The following is a 17,042-nucleotide window of genomic DNA, read 5'->3' as shown; positions in this document are numbered from 1 at the left end:
GATTATTCAGCTGGCGGAACGTAGCCGTCAGCCTTGGCGTATTCCTCGCCGGAAAAGAACTTGTCCATCTCGCCCTGCAGATATTTGCGGTCTTCGGCGTTCATCATGTTCAGGCGTTTTTCGTTGATCAGCAGGGTCTGGTGTTTCTGCCAGTCGGCCCAGGCCTTGGCCGAGACGTGGTCAAAAATGTCCTGGCCTTTTGCGCCTGGGAACGGGGCGCGCTCCAGGGCGGGCAATTCTTCTTTGTACTTGCGGCACATGATGGTGCGGGTCATGACGACTCTCCTGCGTTCAATACGGCGGCCGCGCGTTCGAGCAAGGTTTTGACCGGGGCGGCAAGGCCCAGGCGCGGCGGGGTGGCGAGGTTATACCAGAGCCAGTCGGCCTCGGCCACGTGATGGCCGGCCTCCTGGACCTGGACCAGCCAGGGTTCGATGGACAACTGGAAGTGGCTGAAGGTGTGGACCAGGCTCGGCAGCGCTTGTTGGCTGCCCAGTTCCAGCGAGTGCTGCGTGGCCAGATGTTGCAGGTCGTCGAGGTCGTCGAGTTCCGGCAAGCTCCACAAACCGCCCCACAGGCCCGTGGAAGGCCGCCGGTAAAGCAGAATCGCCCCTTCGCCGTTGGCGAGCATTGGCATCAGCGTGCGCTTCTGCGGCACGGCTTTGCGCGGCTTGGGGATCGGGTAGCGGGTTTCCAGGCCAAGCATGTGCGCTTCGCAGCCTTTTTCCAGCGGGCAGAGCAGGCAGCTCGGTTTGCTGCGCGTACACAGCGTGGCGCCCAGGTCCATCATCGCCTGGGTGTAGGCGTTGACCCGATCATGGGGCGTAAAGCGCTCAGCATTCGCCCAGAGCTGTTTGGCGACTTTCGGCTCGCCCGGATAACCCTCTTGCGCGGTAAACCGCGCCAGGACCCGTTTGACGTTGCCGTCGAGGATCGGCGCCCGCAGGCCCATGCTCAGGCTGGCGATGGCGCCGGCCGTGGACAAACCGATACCCGGCAGCTCAACCAGTTTTTCGACATCGCGGGGAAACTCGCCGCCATATTCAGCGACGACAATCTTCGCGGTCTTCTGCAGATTGCGCGCACGGGTGTAATAACCCAGGCCCGTCCACAAGTGCAGCACTTCGTCTTCCGGCGCAGCGGCCAGGGCTTCAACCGTCGGCAACGAAGCCATGAAACGGTCGAAGTAGTTCAGCACAGTGCTGACCTGGGTCTGCTGCAACATGATTTCCGAGACCCACACCCGATACGGGGTGATGCCCTGTTGCCAGGGCAAGTCGTGGCGGCCGTGGCGGTCGTACCAGTCCAGCACCGCCGATGAAAACTGCTCTGCTCTCATCGCTTGAACAGCCCCTTCAATGCGTTTTTCAGCTCGGGGCTGACTTTGTCACCAAGCTTCTCGTCGATCTTGTCGCTGAGCTTGTCGCCCGCCAATTTGGCCGCGACCTGGCCCATGCGTTCGTTGTCCAGGCGGCAGGCCTTGGCCCCCAGTTCCAGCGGGCCACGGCAGCGCAGCGGCCACTCGATGCCGACGAATTTATCGCCGACCTGGCAGGCCGGGTCGGGTATGGCGCTGGTGTCGCCTTCGACGATGATGCCGACGCGATAGTCCATGCCCAACACCCGCAGATCGACGTCGCCGTCACCGTTGACGGTCATGCCCGGATGCGCACTTTCATGTCCGGATTGCTGGCCACGCCGTTATGGAAGGTCAGGTTGCCCTTGAGTTCCTGGAACGGCGTGTCCTTGCCCCGCGGCTCGCCGCTGAGGGTTTTGCGGTTCAGGGTGGCGATGCCTTTGCACAGTTGCTGCTCGAGGTTGGCATTGAGCAGCACGCCATTGTTGATGACGAAACTGGCGTTGCCGTTGAGGCTTTCGATCAGTGCCTTCTGGCTGTTACCGGTGCCGGTCAGCGCGCTGGTGAGCGTCACCAGCCCTTTGACGGGCGGGTTTTTACCCTGGCTTTCGAGGATTTTTTCCACCGGTACTTTGGTGATGTGGGTTTGCAGGCTCAGGGCCGGCACTTGCTGGCGTACGTCGAGGGTGCCCTTGGTTTCGAAGTTGCCGTTGTACAAGTCGCCGCGCAGGTTTTCGAGGGTCAGCAAGCCGCCCTGGCCGGTGGCCTTGAGCGCCGCGTTCTGAATCGGCAGTTTATCGAGGGTCAACTGGCCGAAGGTCAGGTCGGCGTCCACGTCGAGTTTGCTCAGGCGTTCCACCGGCAGCAGGCGCTCGGTGCTCCAGGCGCCCTTGGTCGGCGCCGGTGGCAGCGGTGTCGTCCCGGCGCCGGCCATGGCATCGGCCTCGGTGCTGGCCACTTCGGCCTGACGCACCTGCGTGGCGCTGTTGGCTTCGGCAGATTTTGGCGGCAAGTAACGATCGACGTTGAATGTGTCAGCCTTGAGGATGGCGCGCAGCGATTGCTTGGCGAAGTCCTCGACGGCGATCCGGCCACTGAAGCTGCTGTCGTCGACTTTCAGGTTGATGTTGTCGAACGCCAGGCTGGTGGGTGTTCCGGCGAGACGGCTGACCAACTCGACTTTACTCAGGCTGCCTTCGGCCATGGCCGGCAGTTTCTGACCGATGCTGTCGACGAATTTGGCCAGGTCAAACTGGGCAATCGACAGGCCGCCGTTGATTTGCGGAGTCTTGTCGAGGTCGTTGACCTTCAGTTCACCCAAGGCGCGCAACTGGTTGGCAGAGATCTTGATCCCGGTCCATTCGGCGACGTTGGCCGCTTTATCCAGCAGCAATTGGCCTTGGGCGGCGAAGGTCATGGTCTTGCCTTGCAGCGGGTCGCCGGTCACTTCGCCGGACAGTTTCATGTCTTCGAACTGGTAGCGCTGAAGGGCGCGGGCGATGCGCAACTCACCGGTAAGCTCGGTACGAATCCGCAGCGCCGGCTGGTTCGCAGACAGGAACGCTGTGAGTTTGAGCGGAATGTTGGTCGAATCGTGAACCGCGCCGGTGCTCATCTGGATGCTTTCGGCACTGTAGTTCCTGCCGGTTTTTTCGTCGTTATATTCAACCCGCGCGTTGTTCACGGTCAGGCTGTCGATGTCCAGGCGGATCGGCTGCGGCGGTTTTTCCGCCACAACGGGGGCTTCTGGCGCAGGCTCGCCGGCAGCCAGCGGGGTGCCAGCCGGAGCGGTGTTGGGCTCTGGCGGGAGTTTGCCGATGTCTTCCCAATTGCCGTGGCCGTCCTTGTCGCGGTTCAGGCGCAGGTTCAAGCCTTCGACGCGCACGTCACTCATCTGCACTTCACGGCGCAGCAGCGGCAGCACGCGAACCGACAGGCCGAGCATTTGCAAGTCTGCGTAAGGTTCGTGGGGTTTGATCAGGGTCGCGATGCTCGCATCGTGCAATTCCAGGCCCAGCCACGGGAACAGGCTCCAGCCGATATCGCCATTGAGCGTCAGCTCGATGTGGGCCTTGTCGCGGGCAATCTGGCGAATCTCGTCTTTATAGTCGTTGGGATCGAAGAGGTGGGTCAGGGCAAAGCCCAGGGCCACAATGATCAGCAACAGCCCGAGAAGTACCAGACCCAGGATTTTGCCGAACGCTTTCATGGGCGAGTCCTTGTAGTTAGTCGAATTCGAAAATTAGCCGGGGAGTATAGCGCCCCAAAACTGACGACCGGTCAGTTCATGTCGGCAGTACATCCAGTGGCACGTTCAGTTTGGCCGCCAGTGCCCGGGCTTCCAGGTGCCCGGCAGGCGCCAGCAAATGTAATGTCGCGCCCGATTGCGACGCCATTTTCTGCGCTTGGTTCACCAACCGCTCCGCCACGCCACGGCGACGGGTGATTTTTCGCACGCAAATTTGTGACAAGTGCCAGACGTCCGGTTGACGTTGCAGGCGTCCGGCGCCCAGCAGCCGATCGTTGAAGCGCCCGGCAATCAGTGAGCCGTCCCGCAGGCAGCCTTCGATCAACTGCACGTCACCGGCAAACGGTGCAAACAGCCAGTCTGGCGCATCGCGGTAGATCTTTTGCAGGTCTTGCTGATCCTGGTAAGTGGCTTCGGTCAGCGGCTCGACAATGATCGGCATAGCGGTTCCTGTGAGTTTGTGCGGATATCGCCCCTGTAGGAGCTGCCGAAGGCTGCGATCTTTTGATCTTTTCATCCGGTTACCAAGATCAAAAGATCGCAGCCTTCGGCAGCTCCTACAGGGGAAAGAGAACAGATGTCATCCAAAAGGTGATGTCAGTTTGGTTTTTCTGTCACGGGCAAATGGTAACCTCTGCCGGTTCGTCCGTCCTTGTGCGACTGAACGTCGCGCCAAAACGGGTTTCACCCAAAAACGGTCATGCCTGCGTGCATAAAGGCTGTGGGTGAAGAATGGCTGGCGAACCATACTAATAATTGGGGGATACACAATGAGCACGAGCATAACGGCGGATGGCCTCAAAGCCGATCAGCCCGCGTTCCTGTCCAAGGAGCGCATCATCGCCAAGCCCGGTTTCAACCGCTGGCTGGTACCACCGGCCGCGTTGGCCATCCACCTTTGCATCGGCATGGCCTACGGCTTCTCGGTGTTCTGGTTGCCACTGTCCAAGGCGCTGGGCGTGACCTCTGCGGTGGCTTGTGCGCCGGACATGAGCTTCATCTCGCAAGTCTTCTCGTCTCAATGCGACTGGCCGATCTCGATGCTCGGCTGGATCTACACCCTGTTCTTCATCTTCCTCGGCTGCTCGGCAGCGATCTGGGGTGGCTGGCTGGAACATGCCGGGCCACGCAAGGCCGGTGTTGTATCGGCCCTGTGCTGGTGCGGCGGCCTGCTGATTTCGGCGCTGGGGGTTTATACCCACCAGATCTGGCTGATGTGGATCGGCTCCGGGGTCATTGGCGGTATCGGCCTGGGCCTGGGTTACATCTCGCCGGTCTCGACCCTGATCAAGTGGTTCCCGGACAAGCGCGGCATGGCGACGGGCATGGCAATCATGGGCTTCGGTGGCGGCGCGATGGTGGGTGCTCCACTGGCGGCGGCATTGATGGGGCATTTCGCTTCGCCAGGCGGCGTCGGCGTATGGCAGAGCTTCCTGGTGATGGCCGCGATCTACTTCGTGTTCATGATCGGTGGCGCACTGTCCTACCGCGTTCCGCCAACCGGCTGGAAGCCTGAAGGCTGGACGGCTCCGGCGAAAAAAGTCGCGAACGCGATGATCACTCATCGTCACGTCCACGTGAACGTAGCGTGGAAAACCCCGCAATTCCGTCTGGTGTGGCTGGTGCTGTGCCTGAACGTGTCCGCCGGTATCGGCATTCTCGGCATGGCTTCGCCGCTGTTGCAGGAAGTGTTTGGCGGAAAATTGATTGGTGTTGACCTGCCATTCGGCCAACTGGACGCCGGGCAACTGGCTTCCATCGCGGCCATTGCGGCCGGTTTCACCGGTTTGCTGAGCCTGTTCAACATCGGTGGCCGATTCTTCTGGGCGTCGTTCTCCGACTACCTGGGCCGTAAAAACACCTATTTCGTGTTCTTCGCCCTGGGCTTTGCCCTGTACGCGCTGATCCCGAACCTTGGTCACCTGGGTAACGTTGCACTGTTCGTGGCGGCGTTCTGCATCATCCTGTCGATGTACGGCGGTGGTTTTGCGACCGTACCGGCCTATCTCGCGGATCTGTTCGGTACGCAAATGGTCGGCGCAATCCACGGTCGTCTGCTGACGGCATGGGCGGCGGCGGGCGTGCTGGGTCCGGTGTTGGTGAACTACCTGCGTGAATATCAGCTGAGTATCGGCGTTGAACGTGCCGCCGCTTACGACATCACGCTGTACATCCTCGCAGGCCTGCTGGTGTTGGGTTTCCTGTGCAACCTGCTGGTGCGTCCTGTGGCGGACAAGTACTTCATGACCGACGCTGAACTGGCGGCCGAGCAAGCGCTGGGCCACGACAAGGGTGCTGACAGCAGCACCGTGCTGGAGTGGAAAGCCGCGCCGGGCAGCAAGCCGTTGGCGATTGCGGCGTGGTTGGTGGTGGGGATTCCGTTGGCTTGGGGTGTTTGGGTGACCTTGCAGAAAACGGCGGTTCTGTTCCACTAAAAGACGCTTTGTGCCTGGCATGTGGTGTGTCAGGCACACTGGCTTGTGCCTGAAAAGATCGCAGCCTTCGGCAGCTCCTACGGTCGGTGTTCACATGAGGTTGTGTGTACTCGGTCGGTGTAGGAGCTGCCGAAGGCTGCGATCTTTTGGTTGTACGGACATGTCTATCCCCGACAGCACGGGGGTCTGTCCGTCAGCGATATCACGTCTCGTGTTTCTGTTTCGGTCCCGCGCCCCTATAATGGCTGCCTTTTTCGCCCAATGATTTTGCGGAGCTGGTGATGGCCGAACGTAAGGCGTCAGTCGAGCGCGACACTCTGGAAACCCAGATCAAAGCCTCGATCAACCTGGATGGCACCGGAAAGGCCCGATTTGATATCGGCGTACCTTTTCTTGAGCACATGCTGGACCAGATCGCCCGTCACGGGCTGATCGACCTGGATATTGTCAGTAAGGGCGACCTGCATATCGACGACCACCACACCGTGGAAGACGTCGGTATCACCCTGGGTCAGGCCTTTGCCAAAGCCATCGGCGACAAGAAAGGCATCCGTCGCTACGGCCACGCCTACGTGCCGCTCGATGAGGCGCTGTCGCGTGTGGTGATCGACTTCTCCGGCCGCCCAGGCCTGCAGATGCATGTTCCCTATACCCGCGCCACCGTTGGCGGCTTCGACGTTGACCTGTTCCAGGAATTCTTCCAGGGCTTCGTCAACCACGCCTTGGTCAGCCTGCACATCGACAACCTGCGTGGCACCAACACTCACCACCAGATCGAAACCGTGTTCAAGGCTTTCGGCCGCGCCCTGCGCATGGCCGTAGAGCTCGATGACCGCATGGCCGGTCAGATGCCATCGACCAAAGGCGTTCTGTAATGCAGACGGTCGCGGTTATCGATTACGGCATGGGCAACCTGCACTCGGTGGCCAAGGCCCTCGAGCACGTCGGTGCCGGCAAGGTCTTGATCACCAGCGATGCCGATGTGATTCGCGAAGCCGACCGGGTGGTATTCCCCGGCGTCGGCGCGATTCGCGACTGCATGGCGGAGATCCGTCGCCTGGGCTTCGACTCGCTGGTGCGTGAAGTCAGCCAGGACCGTCCGTTCCTCGGCATCTGCGTCGGCATGCAAGCCTTGCTCGACAGCAGCGAAGAGAACGACGGCGTCGACTGCATCGGCCTGTTCCCGGGCGCGGTGAAGTTCTTCGGCAAAGACCTGCATGAAGACGGCGAACACCTGAAAGTCCCGCATATGGGCTGGAATGAAGTGAAGCAGACGGTGGATCACCCGCTGTGGCACAACATCCCGGACCTGGCGCGTTTCTACTTCGTGCACAGCTACTACATCGCTGCCGGCAATGCGCGGCAAGTGGTGGGTGGCGGTCACTATGGTGTCGATTTCGCTGCGGCGCTGGCCGATGGCTCGCGCTTTGCCGTGCAGTTCCACCCGGAGAAGAGCCATACCCATGGCCTGCAATTGCTGCAGAACTTCGCCGCGTGGGATGGTCGCTGGTAAATGGCCGCCAAGAAATCCAAGCCGCCGATCCTGACCCTCACTCCCGAGCAGGAGAACGAGGCGAATCACAAGATCAAGCGGTTCATGGAAGATCGCTTCGAACTGGACCTGGGTTCGTTCGAAGCGGCGGAAATCCTTGAGCTGTTTACCCGCGAAATTGCGCCGCACTATTACAACAGGGCGATTTTCGATGTGCAGACGCACCTTAAAGAAAGGTTCGAAAGCATCGAAAGCGACTTGTGGGCGCTCGAGAAAAACTGATTTCCGAGCGATGCTGAACAATCGAATTTGAAGGTTTGCCAGATGCTGATTATTCCCGCTATCGATCTCAAGGACGGTGCCTGTGTTCGTCTGCGCCAGGGCCGCATGGAAGATTCCACGGTGTTCTCCGATGACCCGGTGAGCATGGCTGCCAAGTGGGTGGAGGGCGGTTGCCGCCGCCTGCATCTGGTCGACCTGAACGGCGCCTTCGAAGGCCAGCCGGTCAACGGCGAAGTGGTCACCGCGATCGCCAGGCGCTACCCGAACCTGCCGATCCAGATCGGCGGCGGCATCCGTTCCCTGGAAACCATCGAGCACTACGTGAAAGCGGGCGTAAGCTACGTGATCATCGGCACCAAAGCCGTGAAAGACCCGGCCTTCGTGGCCGAAGCTTGCCGCGCGTTTCCGGGCAAAGTGATCGTTGGCCTGGATGCCAAGGACGGTTTTGTTGCCACCGACGGCTGGGCTGAGATCAGCACCATTCAGGTCATCGACCTGGCCAAGCAGTTCGAAGCCGATGGTGTGTCCGCGATCGTTTATACCGACATCGCCAAAGACGGCATGATGCAGGGCTGCAACGTTTCGTACACCGCTGCGCTGGCCGCTGCCACGCGTATTCCGGTGATCGCATCCGGCGGTATTCACAACCTCGGTGACATCAAGTCGCTGCTCGACGCCAAGGCGCCAGGCATCATCGGCGCGATCACCGGCCGGGCGATCTACGAAGGCACCCTCGACGTCGCTGAAGCGCAAGCTTTCTGCGATTCGTACAAAGGCTGAGGACTGACCATGGCGCTGGCCAAACGCATCATCCCTTGCCTGGACGTGGACAACGGCCGGGTCGTTAAAGGTGTGAAGTTCGAGAACATCCGCGACGCCGGTGACCCGGTGGAAATCGCCCGTCGCTACGACGAGCAGGGTGCCGACGAGATTACCTTTCTCGACATCACCGCCAGCGTCGATGGCCGCGACACCACGCTGCATACCGTCGAGCGCATGGCCAGCCAGGTGTTTATCCCGCTGACCGTGGGCGGTGGCGTGCGCACCGTGCAGGACATTCGCAACCTGCTGAATGCCGGCGCGGACAAGGTTTCGATCAACACCGCCGCCGTGTTCAACCCGGAATTTGTCGGCGAAGCGGCGCAGCATTTCGGTTCGCAATGCATCGTCGTCGCCATCGACGCGAAGAAGGTTTCACTGCCGGGCGAAACCCCGCGCTGGGAAATCTTCACTCACGGCGGCCGCAAACCGACCGGCCTCGACGCCGTTGAGTGGGCGAAGAAGATGGAAGGGCTGGGGGCTGGTGAAATCCTGCTGACCAGCATGGACCAGGACGGCATGAAAAACGGCTTCGACCTGGGTGTGACCCGTGCGATCAGCGATGCGCTGGGCATTCCGGTGATCGCTTCCGGCGGCGTCGGCAACCTGCAACATCTGGCCGACGGCATCCTTGAAGGTCACGCCAGTGCGGTGCTGGCGGCGAGTATTTTCCACTTCGGCGAATACACCGTGCAGGAAGCCAAGGCCTATATGGCTCATCGCGGCATCGTGATGCGCTAAACAAACCGATACAGGCCAGTGGACAGCATGGCGGGCTCAGGGCACTCTTGGGCACGCCATGGATTCCGGTAGCCCGACATGCTCAAACGTCTTTTTCTTGTCCTTGCCAGCGTCTCTGTATTGCTCATCAATGCAGCCCACGCCGAAGAAAGCCCCGCCACCGACCTGGTGCTGCTGACGGAAAACTTCCCGCCGTACAACATGGCGATGAACGGCAAAAACTTCGCTCAAGACGAGAATATCAATGGCATCGCCGTGGACATCGTCCGCGAGATGTTCAAGCGCGCCAATGTCACCTACAGCCTGACCCTGCGTTTCCCCTGGGAGCGAATCTACAAGATCGCCCTCGAGAAACCCGGTTACGGCGTGTTCGTGATGGCGCGGCTGCCGGACCGCGAGAAGCTCTTCAAATGGGTCGGCCCCATCGGTCCGGATGACTGGATCATGCTGGCCAAGGCAGACAGCAAAATCACCCTCGAGAACCTGGACCAGGCGCGCAAGTACAAGATTGGTGCCTACAAGGGTGATGCGATTGCCGAGACACTGGCCAAGCAAGGGCTGAAGCCGATTGTGGTGCTGCGGGATCAGGACAATGCGAAGAAGCTGGTCAATGGCCAGATTGATCTGTGGGCCACTGGTGATCCGGCCGGGCGGTATCTGGCTCGACAGGACGGCGTGACGGGGCTCAAGACGGTGTTGCGGTTCAACAGCGCCGAGTTGTACCTGGCGTTGAACAAGGACGTGCCGGACGAAACCGTTGCCAAGCTGCAAGCGGCGCTGGATCAGCTGCGCAAGGACGGCGTGGTGGACGAGATCATGGCGAAGTATCTCTGACACCACTCATTCAAAAATGTGGGAGCGGGCTTGCTCGCGAATGCGGTGTGTCAGCCAACATTCATGTCGACTGACACTCCCTCTTCGCGAGCAAGCCCGCTCCCACAGTGGTTTTGTGGTGTAGCGGATTACCGGTACACGCCATCCTTTCCATGCGCAGCCGTCGCCCGATTGCTGCGCACGCTGATCATCATTTTGATGTCTATCCAGTCAATCCCCTGAGCTTTGAGCTTGGGCAACTCCCGCTCCAGCACTGCCAGCGTCTGCGGATACGGATGCCCGATCATCACCGCCGAACCCTGCTTGTGCGCCAGGTTTATCGCCGTCTGCAACTGAGTGAAGATCGCCGCTTCGGTCCGTTCATCATCGAGAAACACATCCCGCGAAACGCTGGCCAATCCAATCTTCTGCGCCTCGGCCGCCGCCACCGTCTGCGCGCTGGTACGGCTGTCGACGAAGAACTTGTGCCGACGCTGCAAGTCCGCCATCAACCACGCCATGGCGGCCGGTTGAGCGGTCATGCGGCTGCCCATGTGATTGTTGATGCCGGCGGTGTACGGCACAGCCTTGAACGCCGCGTCGAGGCGTTTTTCCAATTCTTCGATGGGCAGGTCGGGATGCCAGGCGAATGGGCCGGTGGCCGGGTCCATGGGCATGTGCAGGATGACAATCTTGCCGGCACGATGGGCTTCGCGGGCAAATTCGGCGGCGTGCGGTGTGTCGGGCATGATCGCCGTGGTCACCGGGCCGGGCAGGGCGAGCACACGACGATCCCGGGGCAGGTTCTGCCCCAGGTCATCGATGATCAGCGTCAGGTAAGCCTTGTGAGGCGGTGACTTGGCGGGATCTGCGTGAGCAGCACCCGCCAGACAGCACAACAGCGTGAGGATAAACCGCAGGCGCATATCAGCGGCCGGAGGTAATGCTCAGCCCTTTGAGCAGGCTCAGGGCCTGGGCCAGTTGGTAGTCGTCATTCTGCGGCATGGCTTTGGCTTTGCTGCCGGAACTGGTCGGTTTGTCGGCGCCGCCGTTACCATTGCCCAGATGGCCTTGCAGATCGGCTTCCTTGAAGTAATCGCCGTCCTGCTCGTTGGTGATCTTGGCCTTGCGCACTTCGATGTCCGGCACGATGCCCTGGGCCTGGATCGAGCGGCCGTTCGGCGTGAAGTACAGCGCGGTGGTGATCTTCAATGCGCGGTCGTTGTTCAGCGGCAGTACGGTTTGTACCGAGCCTTTGCCGAAACTGGTGGTGCCCATCAGCACGGCGCGTTTGTGATCCTGCAAGGCACCGGCGACGATTTCCGACGCCGAGGCGCTGCCGCCGTTGATCAGCACGACCATCGGCACGGCTTCGCTTTCGTCTTTGCCGGTAGCAGAGAAGCGCAGTTCGGAGTTGGCGATACGGCCCTTGGTGTAGACGATCAGGCCTTTGGTGATGAAGTGGTCGACCACTTCCACCGCCGCTTGCAGCACGCCGCCCGGGTTGTTACGCAGGTCGAGGACGATGCCGTTGAGCTTCTTGCCGTTGTCCTTGCGCAACTTGGCCAGGGCCTTGGAAACCTCTTCGCCGGTCTTGACCTGGAACTGGGTGATGCGGATGTAGGCGTAGCCCGATTCCAGCAACTGAGCCTTGACGCTCTTCACTTGAATGGTGGCGCGGACCAGGGTCACATCAAACGGCGTGCCGCCATCGCGAACCAGGGTCAGGGTGATCTTCTGCCCGAGCTTGCCGCGCATCTTGTCCACGGCTTCGGTCATGCTCTGGCCGCGGGTCGGGGCGCCGTTGATCTTGACGATGAAGTCGCCAGCCTGGATGCCCGCCTTGGAGGCCGGGGTGTCATCGATTGGAGAAACCACTTTGATGAAACCGTCTTCGGCACCGACTTCGATGCCCAGGCCGCCGAATTCGCCGCTGGTGCTTTCCTGCAGTTCAGCGAAGTCTTCCGGGCCCAGGTAGGCGGAGTGCGGATCGAGGTTGCTGAGCATGCCCTTGATTGCATTTTCCAGCAGGGTCTTGTCGTCTACCGGTTCGACATAGGCGGCTTTGATCCGGTCCATGACCTCGGCAAAGGTGCGCAACTCTTCCAGCGGCAATGGCGCCTTGGTGGTCGCAGCAGTGCCCGCAGGGGCAGGCGCTGGCGCCGCCGCCGGGGCAGGCTGAGCAGCAAATGCCAGAGGCGCGCCGATCACCAGGGCGATCGTCAGGGCCAGCGAGGTAAGGCGGGACAAATGCAGCATGTCGAACGAACTCCTAATGTAGGTGACTCAACGCCTATCCTTGCGCGTGGCACCATTGCGCCGGATCACTCGGGTGACCCTGCTGACGAATTGCAAAATACAGCGCTGGTGTGTCCTGCCCGCCACTGTTACCGACAGTGGAGATGGACTCACCGGCTTTAACCACGTCACCCGCAGACTTGAGCAGCGTCTGGTTGTGACCGTAAAGACTCAAAAAACCGTTGCCGTGGTCGAGAATCACCAGCAGCCCGGCACCGCGCAACCAGTCGGCGAACACCACGCGACCACCGTGCACGGCATGCACCTGGCTGCCAGCGGAGGCGCTGATCATCACGCCGTCCCACTTGGTCCGGGCATCATCGCCGCGGCTTTCGCCGAAGCGTGCCAACAGTCGACCATCAACCGGCCATGGAAGTTTGCCGCGGGCTGAAGCAAATGCGCCGCCAAAGGTCTCGCCAGCGCTTGAAACCAGCGCGCCGGGTGTCGATTTAGCAGGTTTACGTGGGGCATCGGTGGTGGCATCTGCCTGAGCCTGAGCCTCACGTAAACGCTTTTTTTCGGCTTCCTGCTGGGCGATCAGCGCTTTTTGTCGCGCTTCTTCTGCCTCACGGGCCTGGCGGGCCAGCGTTTCTTCGATGGTTTTAAGGACTTTAGACAGGTCTGCCTGATCCTGCTCGCGGGTGGCGAGCTTCTGGTCGCGAGCCTTTACGTCGTCATTGAGCTTGGCCAGGACTTTCTGGCGTTCCTGGCGGACTTTGTCGAGTTCGTCACGCTGGCTGTCGAGGCTGCTCTTCTGTACCAGCAACTGCGCCTGCTGCATGGAAATGTCTTTTTCGACGTTGGCCAGTTGGCGCAGGGTTTCGTTGAAGTTCTTCAGCTGCTCCAGGCGGGCCTGGCTCAGGTAGTCGTAATAAGTGAGGGTGCGAGCGAATTTTTCCGGGTTTTGCTGGTTGAGCAACAGCTTGAGGTATTCCTGACGACCGTTCTGGTAGGCCGCGCGTGCCTGAATGGCGATCAGTCGTTGCTGTTCAATGCGCGCGCTCTGGAGTTTTTTTTTCTCACCATCGAGTCGCTGCAGCTCGGATTCGCTTTTCTTCAGCTCTTTTTGCAGCGCGTCGACCTGCTTCTCTAGCTTGCCCATCTCGGTCTCGGTGCCCTTGAGGTCTTTTTGCACACCGGATTTTTCTTCCTGGAGCTTGCCCAGCAGCTTTTTCAGCTCGGCAATATCCTGACGCGTGGCGTCCAACTGTTGTTGGGTTTGTGCGCGCTCGTCAGCAAAGGCCGGTTGGAGCAGGCAAGTCAGTGCGAGGGCTATCAGGACGCGAAGCATAGAGGCGGGTGATACCAGGGAAAGGGACGGCCTAGTATGCCCGGCAAGCGCCGCAAAAAAACGCCCATTTGGGACTGTGTGATAACTGGCCTCAAAAACACCTGAAACCAATGTGGGAGCGGGCTTGCTCGCGAAGGCGGCGGGTCATTCAACATTGATGTCGACTGACATACCGCCTTCGCGAGCAAGCCCGCTCCCACAGGGTATTTCGGTGTTTGGACGACGATTACACCAGAATCGAGGTGCCCGTCATCTCTTTCGGTTTTTCCAGGCCCATCAACATCAGCATGGTCGGGGCCACGTCCGCCAGCACGCCGCCATGGCGAACCTTGAAGTCGCGCTTGCCGACATAGATGAACGGCACCGGCTCGGTGGTGTGGGCGGTGTGGGCCTGGTGGGTTTCTTCGTCGGACATTTTCTCGACGTTGCCGTGGTCGGCAGTGATCAGTGCTTCGCCGCCGACCTTTTCCAGGGCGTCGACGATACGGCCGACGCACAGGTCCAGGCATTCAACGGCTTTGACTGCGGCATCAAACACGCCGCTGTGGCCGACCATGTCGCCATTGGCGTAGTTGACCACAATCACATCAAAGCGCTGGTTTTCGATGGCGTCGACGATGCGATCGGTGACTTCCGGGGCGCTCATCTCTGGCTGCAAGTCATAGGTGGCGACTTTTGGCGACGGGATCAGGATGCGTTCTTCACCCGGGAACGGTTCTTCACGGCCGCCGGAGAAGAAGAAGGTCACGTGGGCGTACTTCTCGGTTTCGGCGATGCGCAGTTGGGTCTTGCCGTTTTTCGCCAGGTAATCGCCCAGCACGTTTTCCAGGCTGCCGGCAGCGAAGGCCGAAGGCGCGGGAATACTGGCGGCGTATTGGGTCAGCATGACGAAACCGGCCAGTTTCGGCTGGCGAGCCCGTTCGAACTCCTTGAAACCGTCTTCGACGAACACGCGGGTCAGTTCACGGGCACGGTCGGCGCGGAAGTTCATGAACACTACGGCGTCGCCGTCTTCGACTTTTACCGGCTCGCCGATGGAAGTGGCTTTGACGAATTCGTCGCTCTCGCCGCGTTCGTAAGCCGCTTGCAGGCCTTCCTGGGCGGTGGCGGCGTTGAATTCGCCATTGCCGTCGACAATCAGGTTGTAGGCCTGGGCTACCCGGTCCCAACGGTTGTCGCGGTCCATGGCGAAATAACGCCCGATGATGCTGGCGATCCGGCCTTTACCCAAGGCCTGGAACGCTGCGTCGAGCAATTCGATGGACGACTGGGCGCTTTTTGGCGGTGTGTCGCGACCGTCGAGGAAGGCGTGCAGGTAGATTTTTTCGGCGCCGCGCTTGAAAGCCAGTTCAGCCATGGCAACCAGGTGATCCTGGTGGCTGTGCACGCCGCCATCGGACAGCAGGCCCATGAAGTGCACGGCTTTACCGGCAGCCACAGCTTTATCCACTGCCGCGCAGATGGTCGGGTTCTCGAAGAACTCGCCGTCGCGGATCGATTTGGTCACGCGGGTGAAGTCCTGATACACCACGCGGCCGGCACCGAGGTTCATGTGGCCGACCTCGGAGTTGCCCATCTGGCCGTCCGGCAAGCCGACGTCCATGCCGCTGCCCGAGATCAAACCGTTCGGTAAGGTCGCGGTCAGGCGGTCCAGGACAGGCTTGCTGGCCGAGTACACGGCGTTGGCTTCGTGGCTCTCACTGTGACCGAAGCCGTCGAGAATGATCAGGACCAAAGGTTTAGGCGTGGTAGTCATGGATTCCACTCGTGGCTGAGTTAAAAAGAGGGCGATGGAAAAGGGAGTGGCAGTTTAAAGCCAAGTTCAATCCACGTCACCGCCGGACGGGGTTTGGCCCACCATAGGGGCTGTGTATACTGGCCCACTTTTAACGCCCTGGAACCACCTTAAATGCTTGATCACCTGATTGCATTTGCCACCACCCACTATTTGCTGGCCGGTATTTTCGTTGTTCTGCTGGCTCTGCTGATCGCCCATGAGATGAAAGGCGGCGGCCGCAGCCTGAGCACCGGCGAGCTGACCGGGCTGGTCAACAAGGACGCAGGCGTGGTGATCGACATTCGTTCGACCAAGGATTTCGCCGCCGGCCACATTGTTGGCGCGTTGAACATTCCTCACGACAAACTCACCGCTCGCATCGGCGAACTGGACAAGCACAAGGCCAAGACCATCATTCTGGTTGATGCCCAAGGCCAGACTGCCGGCACTCACGCTCGCGAACTCTTGAAAGCGGGCTTCACCGCCGCCAAGCTCTCCGGCGGGATTTCCAGCTGGAAAGGCGACAACCTGCCGTTGGTGAAGTGATATGAGCAACGTCGTCGTCTATTCCAGCGATTACTGCCCTTACTGCTCGCGAGCCAAGTACCTGCTCGAGAACAAAGGCGTGGCCTTCGAAGAGATCAAGGTCGATGGCAAGCCGCAGGTGCGTGCCGCCATGGCTCAGAAGGCCGGGCGTACGTCCGTGCCGCAGATCTGGATCGGCGAGCGTCACATTGGCGGTTGTGATGATTTGTTTGCCCTTGAGCGCGCCGGCAAGCTCGACGCCATGCTCAAGGCCTGACTTAAGCACCCAAGAACAGCAAACCCTAAAAGACCAAAGATCAGAAAGGATCTGAGATGACTGACCAACAGAACACTGCAGCTAGCGAAGAAGAAACCGCACCGCAATTCTCCTTGCAGCGCATCTACGTACGTGACTTGTCCTTCGAAGCCCCGAAAAGCCCGGCAATCTTCCGCCAGCAGTGGGAACCGAGCGTCGGTCTGGATCTGAATACTCGTCAAAAGGCTCTGGAAGGCGACTTCCACGAAGTCGTGCTGACCTTGTCCGTGACCGTGAAAAACGGTGAAAACGGAGAAGTGGCGTTCATCGCTGAAGTGCAACAGGCCGGGATCTTCCTGATCAAGAACCTGGACGACGCTTCGATGAGCCACACCCTCGGCGCGTTCTGCCCGAACATCCTGTTCCCGTACGCTCGCGAAACCCTGGACAGCCTGGTGACCCGCGGTTCGTTCCCGGCCCTGATGCTGGCCCCGGTGAACTTCGACGCACTGTACGCACAAGAACTGCAACGCATGCAGGCGGCTGGCGAGACTCCGACCGTTCAATAAAAGCTTCGTTTGCTCCATGAAAAAAGCGCCTATGAAGGCGCTTTTTTCATGGAGCAAACGAAACCTGTAGGAGCTGCCGAAGGCTGCGATCTTTTGACTTTGATTTTTTAAGATCAAAAGATCGCAGCCTTCGGCAGCT

17 protein-coding genes and 1 pseudogene are annotated in these 17,042 nt (G+C 60.2%); 10 read left to right on the top strand and 8 right to left on the bottom strand.

Features of this window, described 5'->3' with window-relative positions:
* Nucleotides 1–2: 2 nt before the first annotated feature.
* The 4 genes and pseudogenes from JFV26_RS11135 to JFV26_RS11120 form a co-directional block, all read right to left on the bottom strand.
* Nucleotides 3–275, bottom strand: coding sequence for an oxidative damage protection protein (locus tag JFV26_RS11135; RefSeq protein WP_008149405.1), 273 nt, complete (start codon nucleotides 273–275; stop codon nucleotides 3–5).
* Nucleotides 272–1,339: an A/G-specific adenine glycosylase gene (gene mutY, locus JFV26_RS11130; protein WP_201192222.1), complete on the bottom strand. Its 1,068-nt coding sequence runs from the start codon at nucleotides 1,337–1,339 to the stop codon at nucleotides 272–274. Before mutY ends, JFV26_RS11135 begins: the two co-directional genes overlap by 4 nt.
* Nucleotides 1,336–3,566 (bottom strand): annotated as a pseudogene (locus JFV26_RS11125) (AsmA family protein). Before JFV26_RS11125 ends, mutY begins: the two are co-directional and overlap by 4 nt.
* Nucleotides 3,567–3,642: 76 nt before the next feature.
* On the bottom strand, nucleotides 3,643–4,047 hold the full coding sequence (locus JFV26_RS11120; RefSeq protein ID WP_201192220.1) for an acetyl-CoA sensor PanZ family protein: 405 nt from the start codon (nucleotides 4,045–4,047) through the stop codon (nucleotides 3,643–3,645).
* Between the two features lie 328 nt (nucleotides 4,048–4,375).
* On the opposite strand from JFV26_RS11120, the gene JFV26_RS11115 reads away from it, so the two are divergent.
* The 7 genes from JFV26_RS11115 (at nucleotide 4,376) to JFV26_RS11085 (ending at nucleotide 10,208) form a co-directional block, all read left to right on the top strand.
* Nucleotides 4,376–6,040 carry an OFA family MFS transporter gene (locus tag JFV26_RS11115; protein WP_201192218.1) on the top strand — a complete coding sequence of 555 codons (1,665 nt, stop codon included), beginning with the start codon at nucleotides 4,376–4,378 and terminating at the stop codon, nucleotides 6,038–6,040.
* A 281-nt stretch (nucleotides 6,041–6,321) separates the two neighbouring features.
* Nucleotides 6,322–6,915, top strand: coding sequence for an imidazoleglycerol-phosphate dehydratase HisB (gene hisB, locus JFV26_RS11110; protein WP_003218037.1), 594 nt, complete (start codon nucleotides 6,322–6,324; stop codon nucleotides 6,913–6,915).
* On the top strand, nucleotides 6,915–7,553 hold the full coding sequence (gene hisH, locus JFV26_RS11105) for an imidazole glycerol phosphate synthase subunit HisH (RefSeq protein ID WP_123511214.1): 639 nt from the start codon (nucleotides 6,915–6,917) through the stop codon (nucleotides 7,551–7,553). The genes hisB and hisH overlap by 1 nt, the downstream gene beginning before the upstream one ends.
* Entirely contained in the window at nucleotides 7,554–7,814 is a 261-nt protein-coding gene (locus tag JFV26_RS11100) for a DUF2164 domain-containing protein (RefSeq protein WP_042557196.1), read from the top strand.
* Nucleotides 7,815–7,856: 42 nt separating this feature from the next.
* Nucleotides 7,857–8,594 (top strand): 1-(5-phosphoribosyl)-5-[(5-phosphoribosylamino)methylideneamino]imidazole-4-carboxamide isomerase, encoded by a 738-nt coding sequence (gene hisA / locus JFV26_RS11095; protein ID WP_201192216.1) that lies wholly within the window; start codon nucleotides 7,857–7,859, stop codon nucleotides 8,592–8,594.
* Between the two features lie 9 nt (nucleotides 8,595–8,603).
* Entirely contained in the window at nucleotides 8,604–9,374 is a 771-nt protein-coding gene (gene hisF / locus JFV26_RS11090; RefSeq protein ID WP_007949037.1) for an imidazole glycerol phosphate synthase subunit HisF, read from the top strand.
* Nucleotides 9,375–9,452: 78 nt separating this feature from the next.
* Complete coding sequence (locus tag JFV26_RS11085; RefSeq protein ID WP_201192215.1) at nucleotides 9,453–10,208, top strand: substrate-binding periplasmic protein; 756 nt, start codon at nucleotides 9,453–9,455, stop codon at nucleotides 10,206–10,208.
* Nucleotides 10,209–10,336: 128 nt separating this feature from the next.
* On the opposite strand, the gene JFV26_RS11080 is transcribed toward JFV26_RS11085, so the two are convergent.
* The 4 genes from JFV26_RS11080 to gpmI form a co-directional block, all read right to left on the bottom strand.
* Entirely contained in the window at nucleotides 10,337–11,113 is a 777-nt protein-coding gene (locus tag JFV26_RS11080) for a divergent polysaccharide deacetylase family protein (protein WP_201192213.1), read from the bottom strand.
* A gap of 1 nt (nucleotide 11,114) precedes the next feature.
* On the bottom strand, nucleotides 11,115–12,446 hold the full coding sequence (locus JFV26_RS11075; RefSeq protein WP_201192211.1) for a S41 family peptidase: 1,332 nt from the start codon (nucleotides 12,444–12,446) through the stop codon (nucleotides 11,115–11,117).
* Between the two features lie 34 nt (nucleotides 12,447–12,480).
* Nucleotides 12,481–13,776 (bottom strand): murein hydrolase activator EnvC family protein, encoded by a 1,296-nt coding sequence (locus JFV26_RS11070; RefSeq protein ID WP_201192209.1) that lies wholly within the window; start codon nucleotides 13,774–13,776, stop codon nucleotides 12,481–12,483.
* Between the two features lie 226 nt (nucleotides 13,777–14,002).
* Nucleotides 14,003–15,532 carry a 2,3-bisphosphoglycerate-independent phosphoglycerate mutase gene (gpmI, locus tag JFV26_RS11065; protein WP_201192207.1) on the bottom strand — a complete coding sequence of 510 codons (1,530 nt, stop codon included), beginning with the start codon at nucleotides 15,530–15,532 and terminating at the stop codon, nucleotides 14,003–14,005.
* 153 nt (nucleotides 15,533–15,685) lie between these two features.
* Between gpmI and JFV26_RS11060 the strand changes: the two genes are divergently transcribed.
* The 3 genes from JFV26_RS11060 to secB are packed head-to-tail and all read left to right on the top strand — an operon-like array spanning nucleotide 15,686 to nucleotide 16,903.
* A complete protein-coding gene (locus JFV26_RS11060) occupies nucleotides 15,686–16,099 on the top strand; it encodes a rhodanese-like domain-containing protein (protein WP_201192205.1) in 414 nt (137 codons plus the stop codon).
* 1 nt (nucleotide 16,100) lies between these two features.
* Nucleotides 16,101–16,355 (top strand): glutaredoxin 3, encoded by a 255-nt coding sequence (gene grxC / locus JFV26_RS11055; protein WP_010464569.1) that lies wholly within the window; start codon nucleotides 16,101–16,103, stop codon nucleotides 16,353–16,355.
* A 56-nt stretch (nucleotides 16,356–16,411) separates the two neighbouring features.
* On the top strand, nucleotides 16,412–16,903 hold the full coding sequence (gene secB, locus JFV26_RS11050) for a protein-export chaperone SecB (protein ID WP_027922165.1): 492 nt from the start codon (nucleotides 16,412–16,414) through the stop codon (nucleotides 16,901–16,903).
* The last annotated feature ends 139 nt before the right edge of the window (nucleotides 16,904–17,042 follow it).

The sequence above is a fragment of the Pseudomonas sp. TH31 genome (assembly GCF_016650815.1).
Taxonomy (GTDB): Bacteria; Pseudomonadota; Gammaproteobacteria; order Pseudomonadales; family Pseudomonadaceae; genus Aquipseudomonas.
The sequence above is the reverse complement of the archived record's forward strand: the minus strand, read 5'-3'. Positions and strand labels throughout refer to the sequence as shown.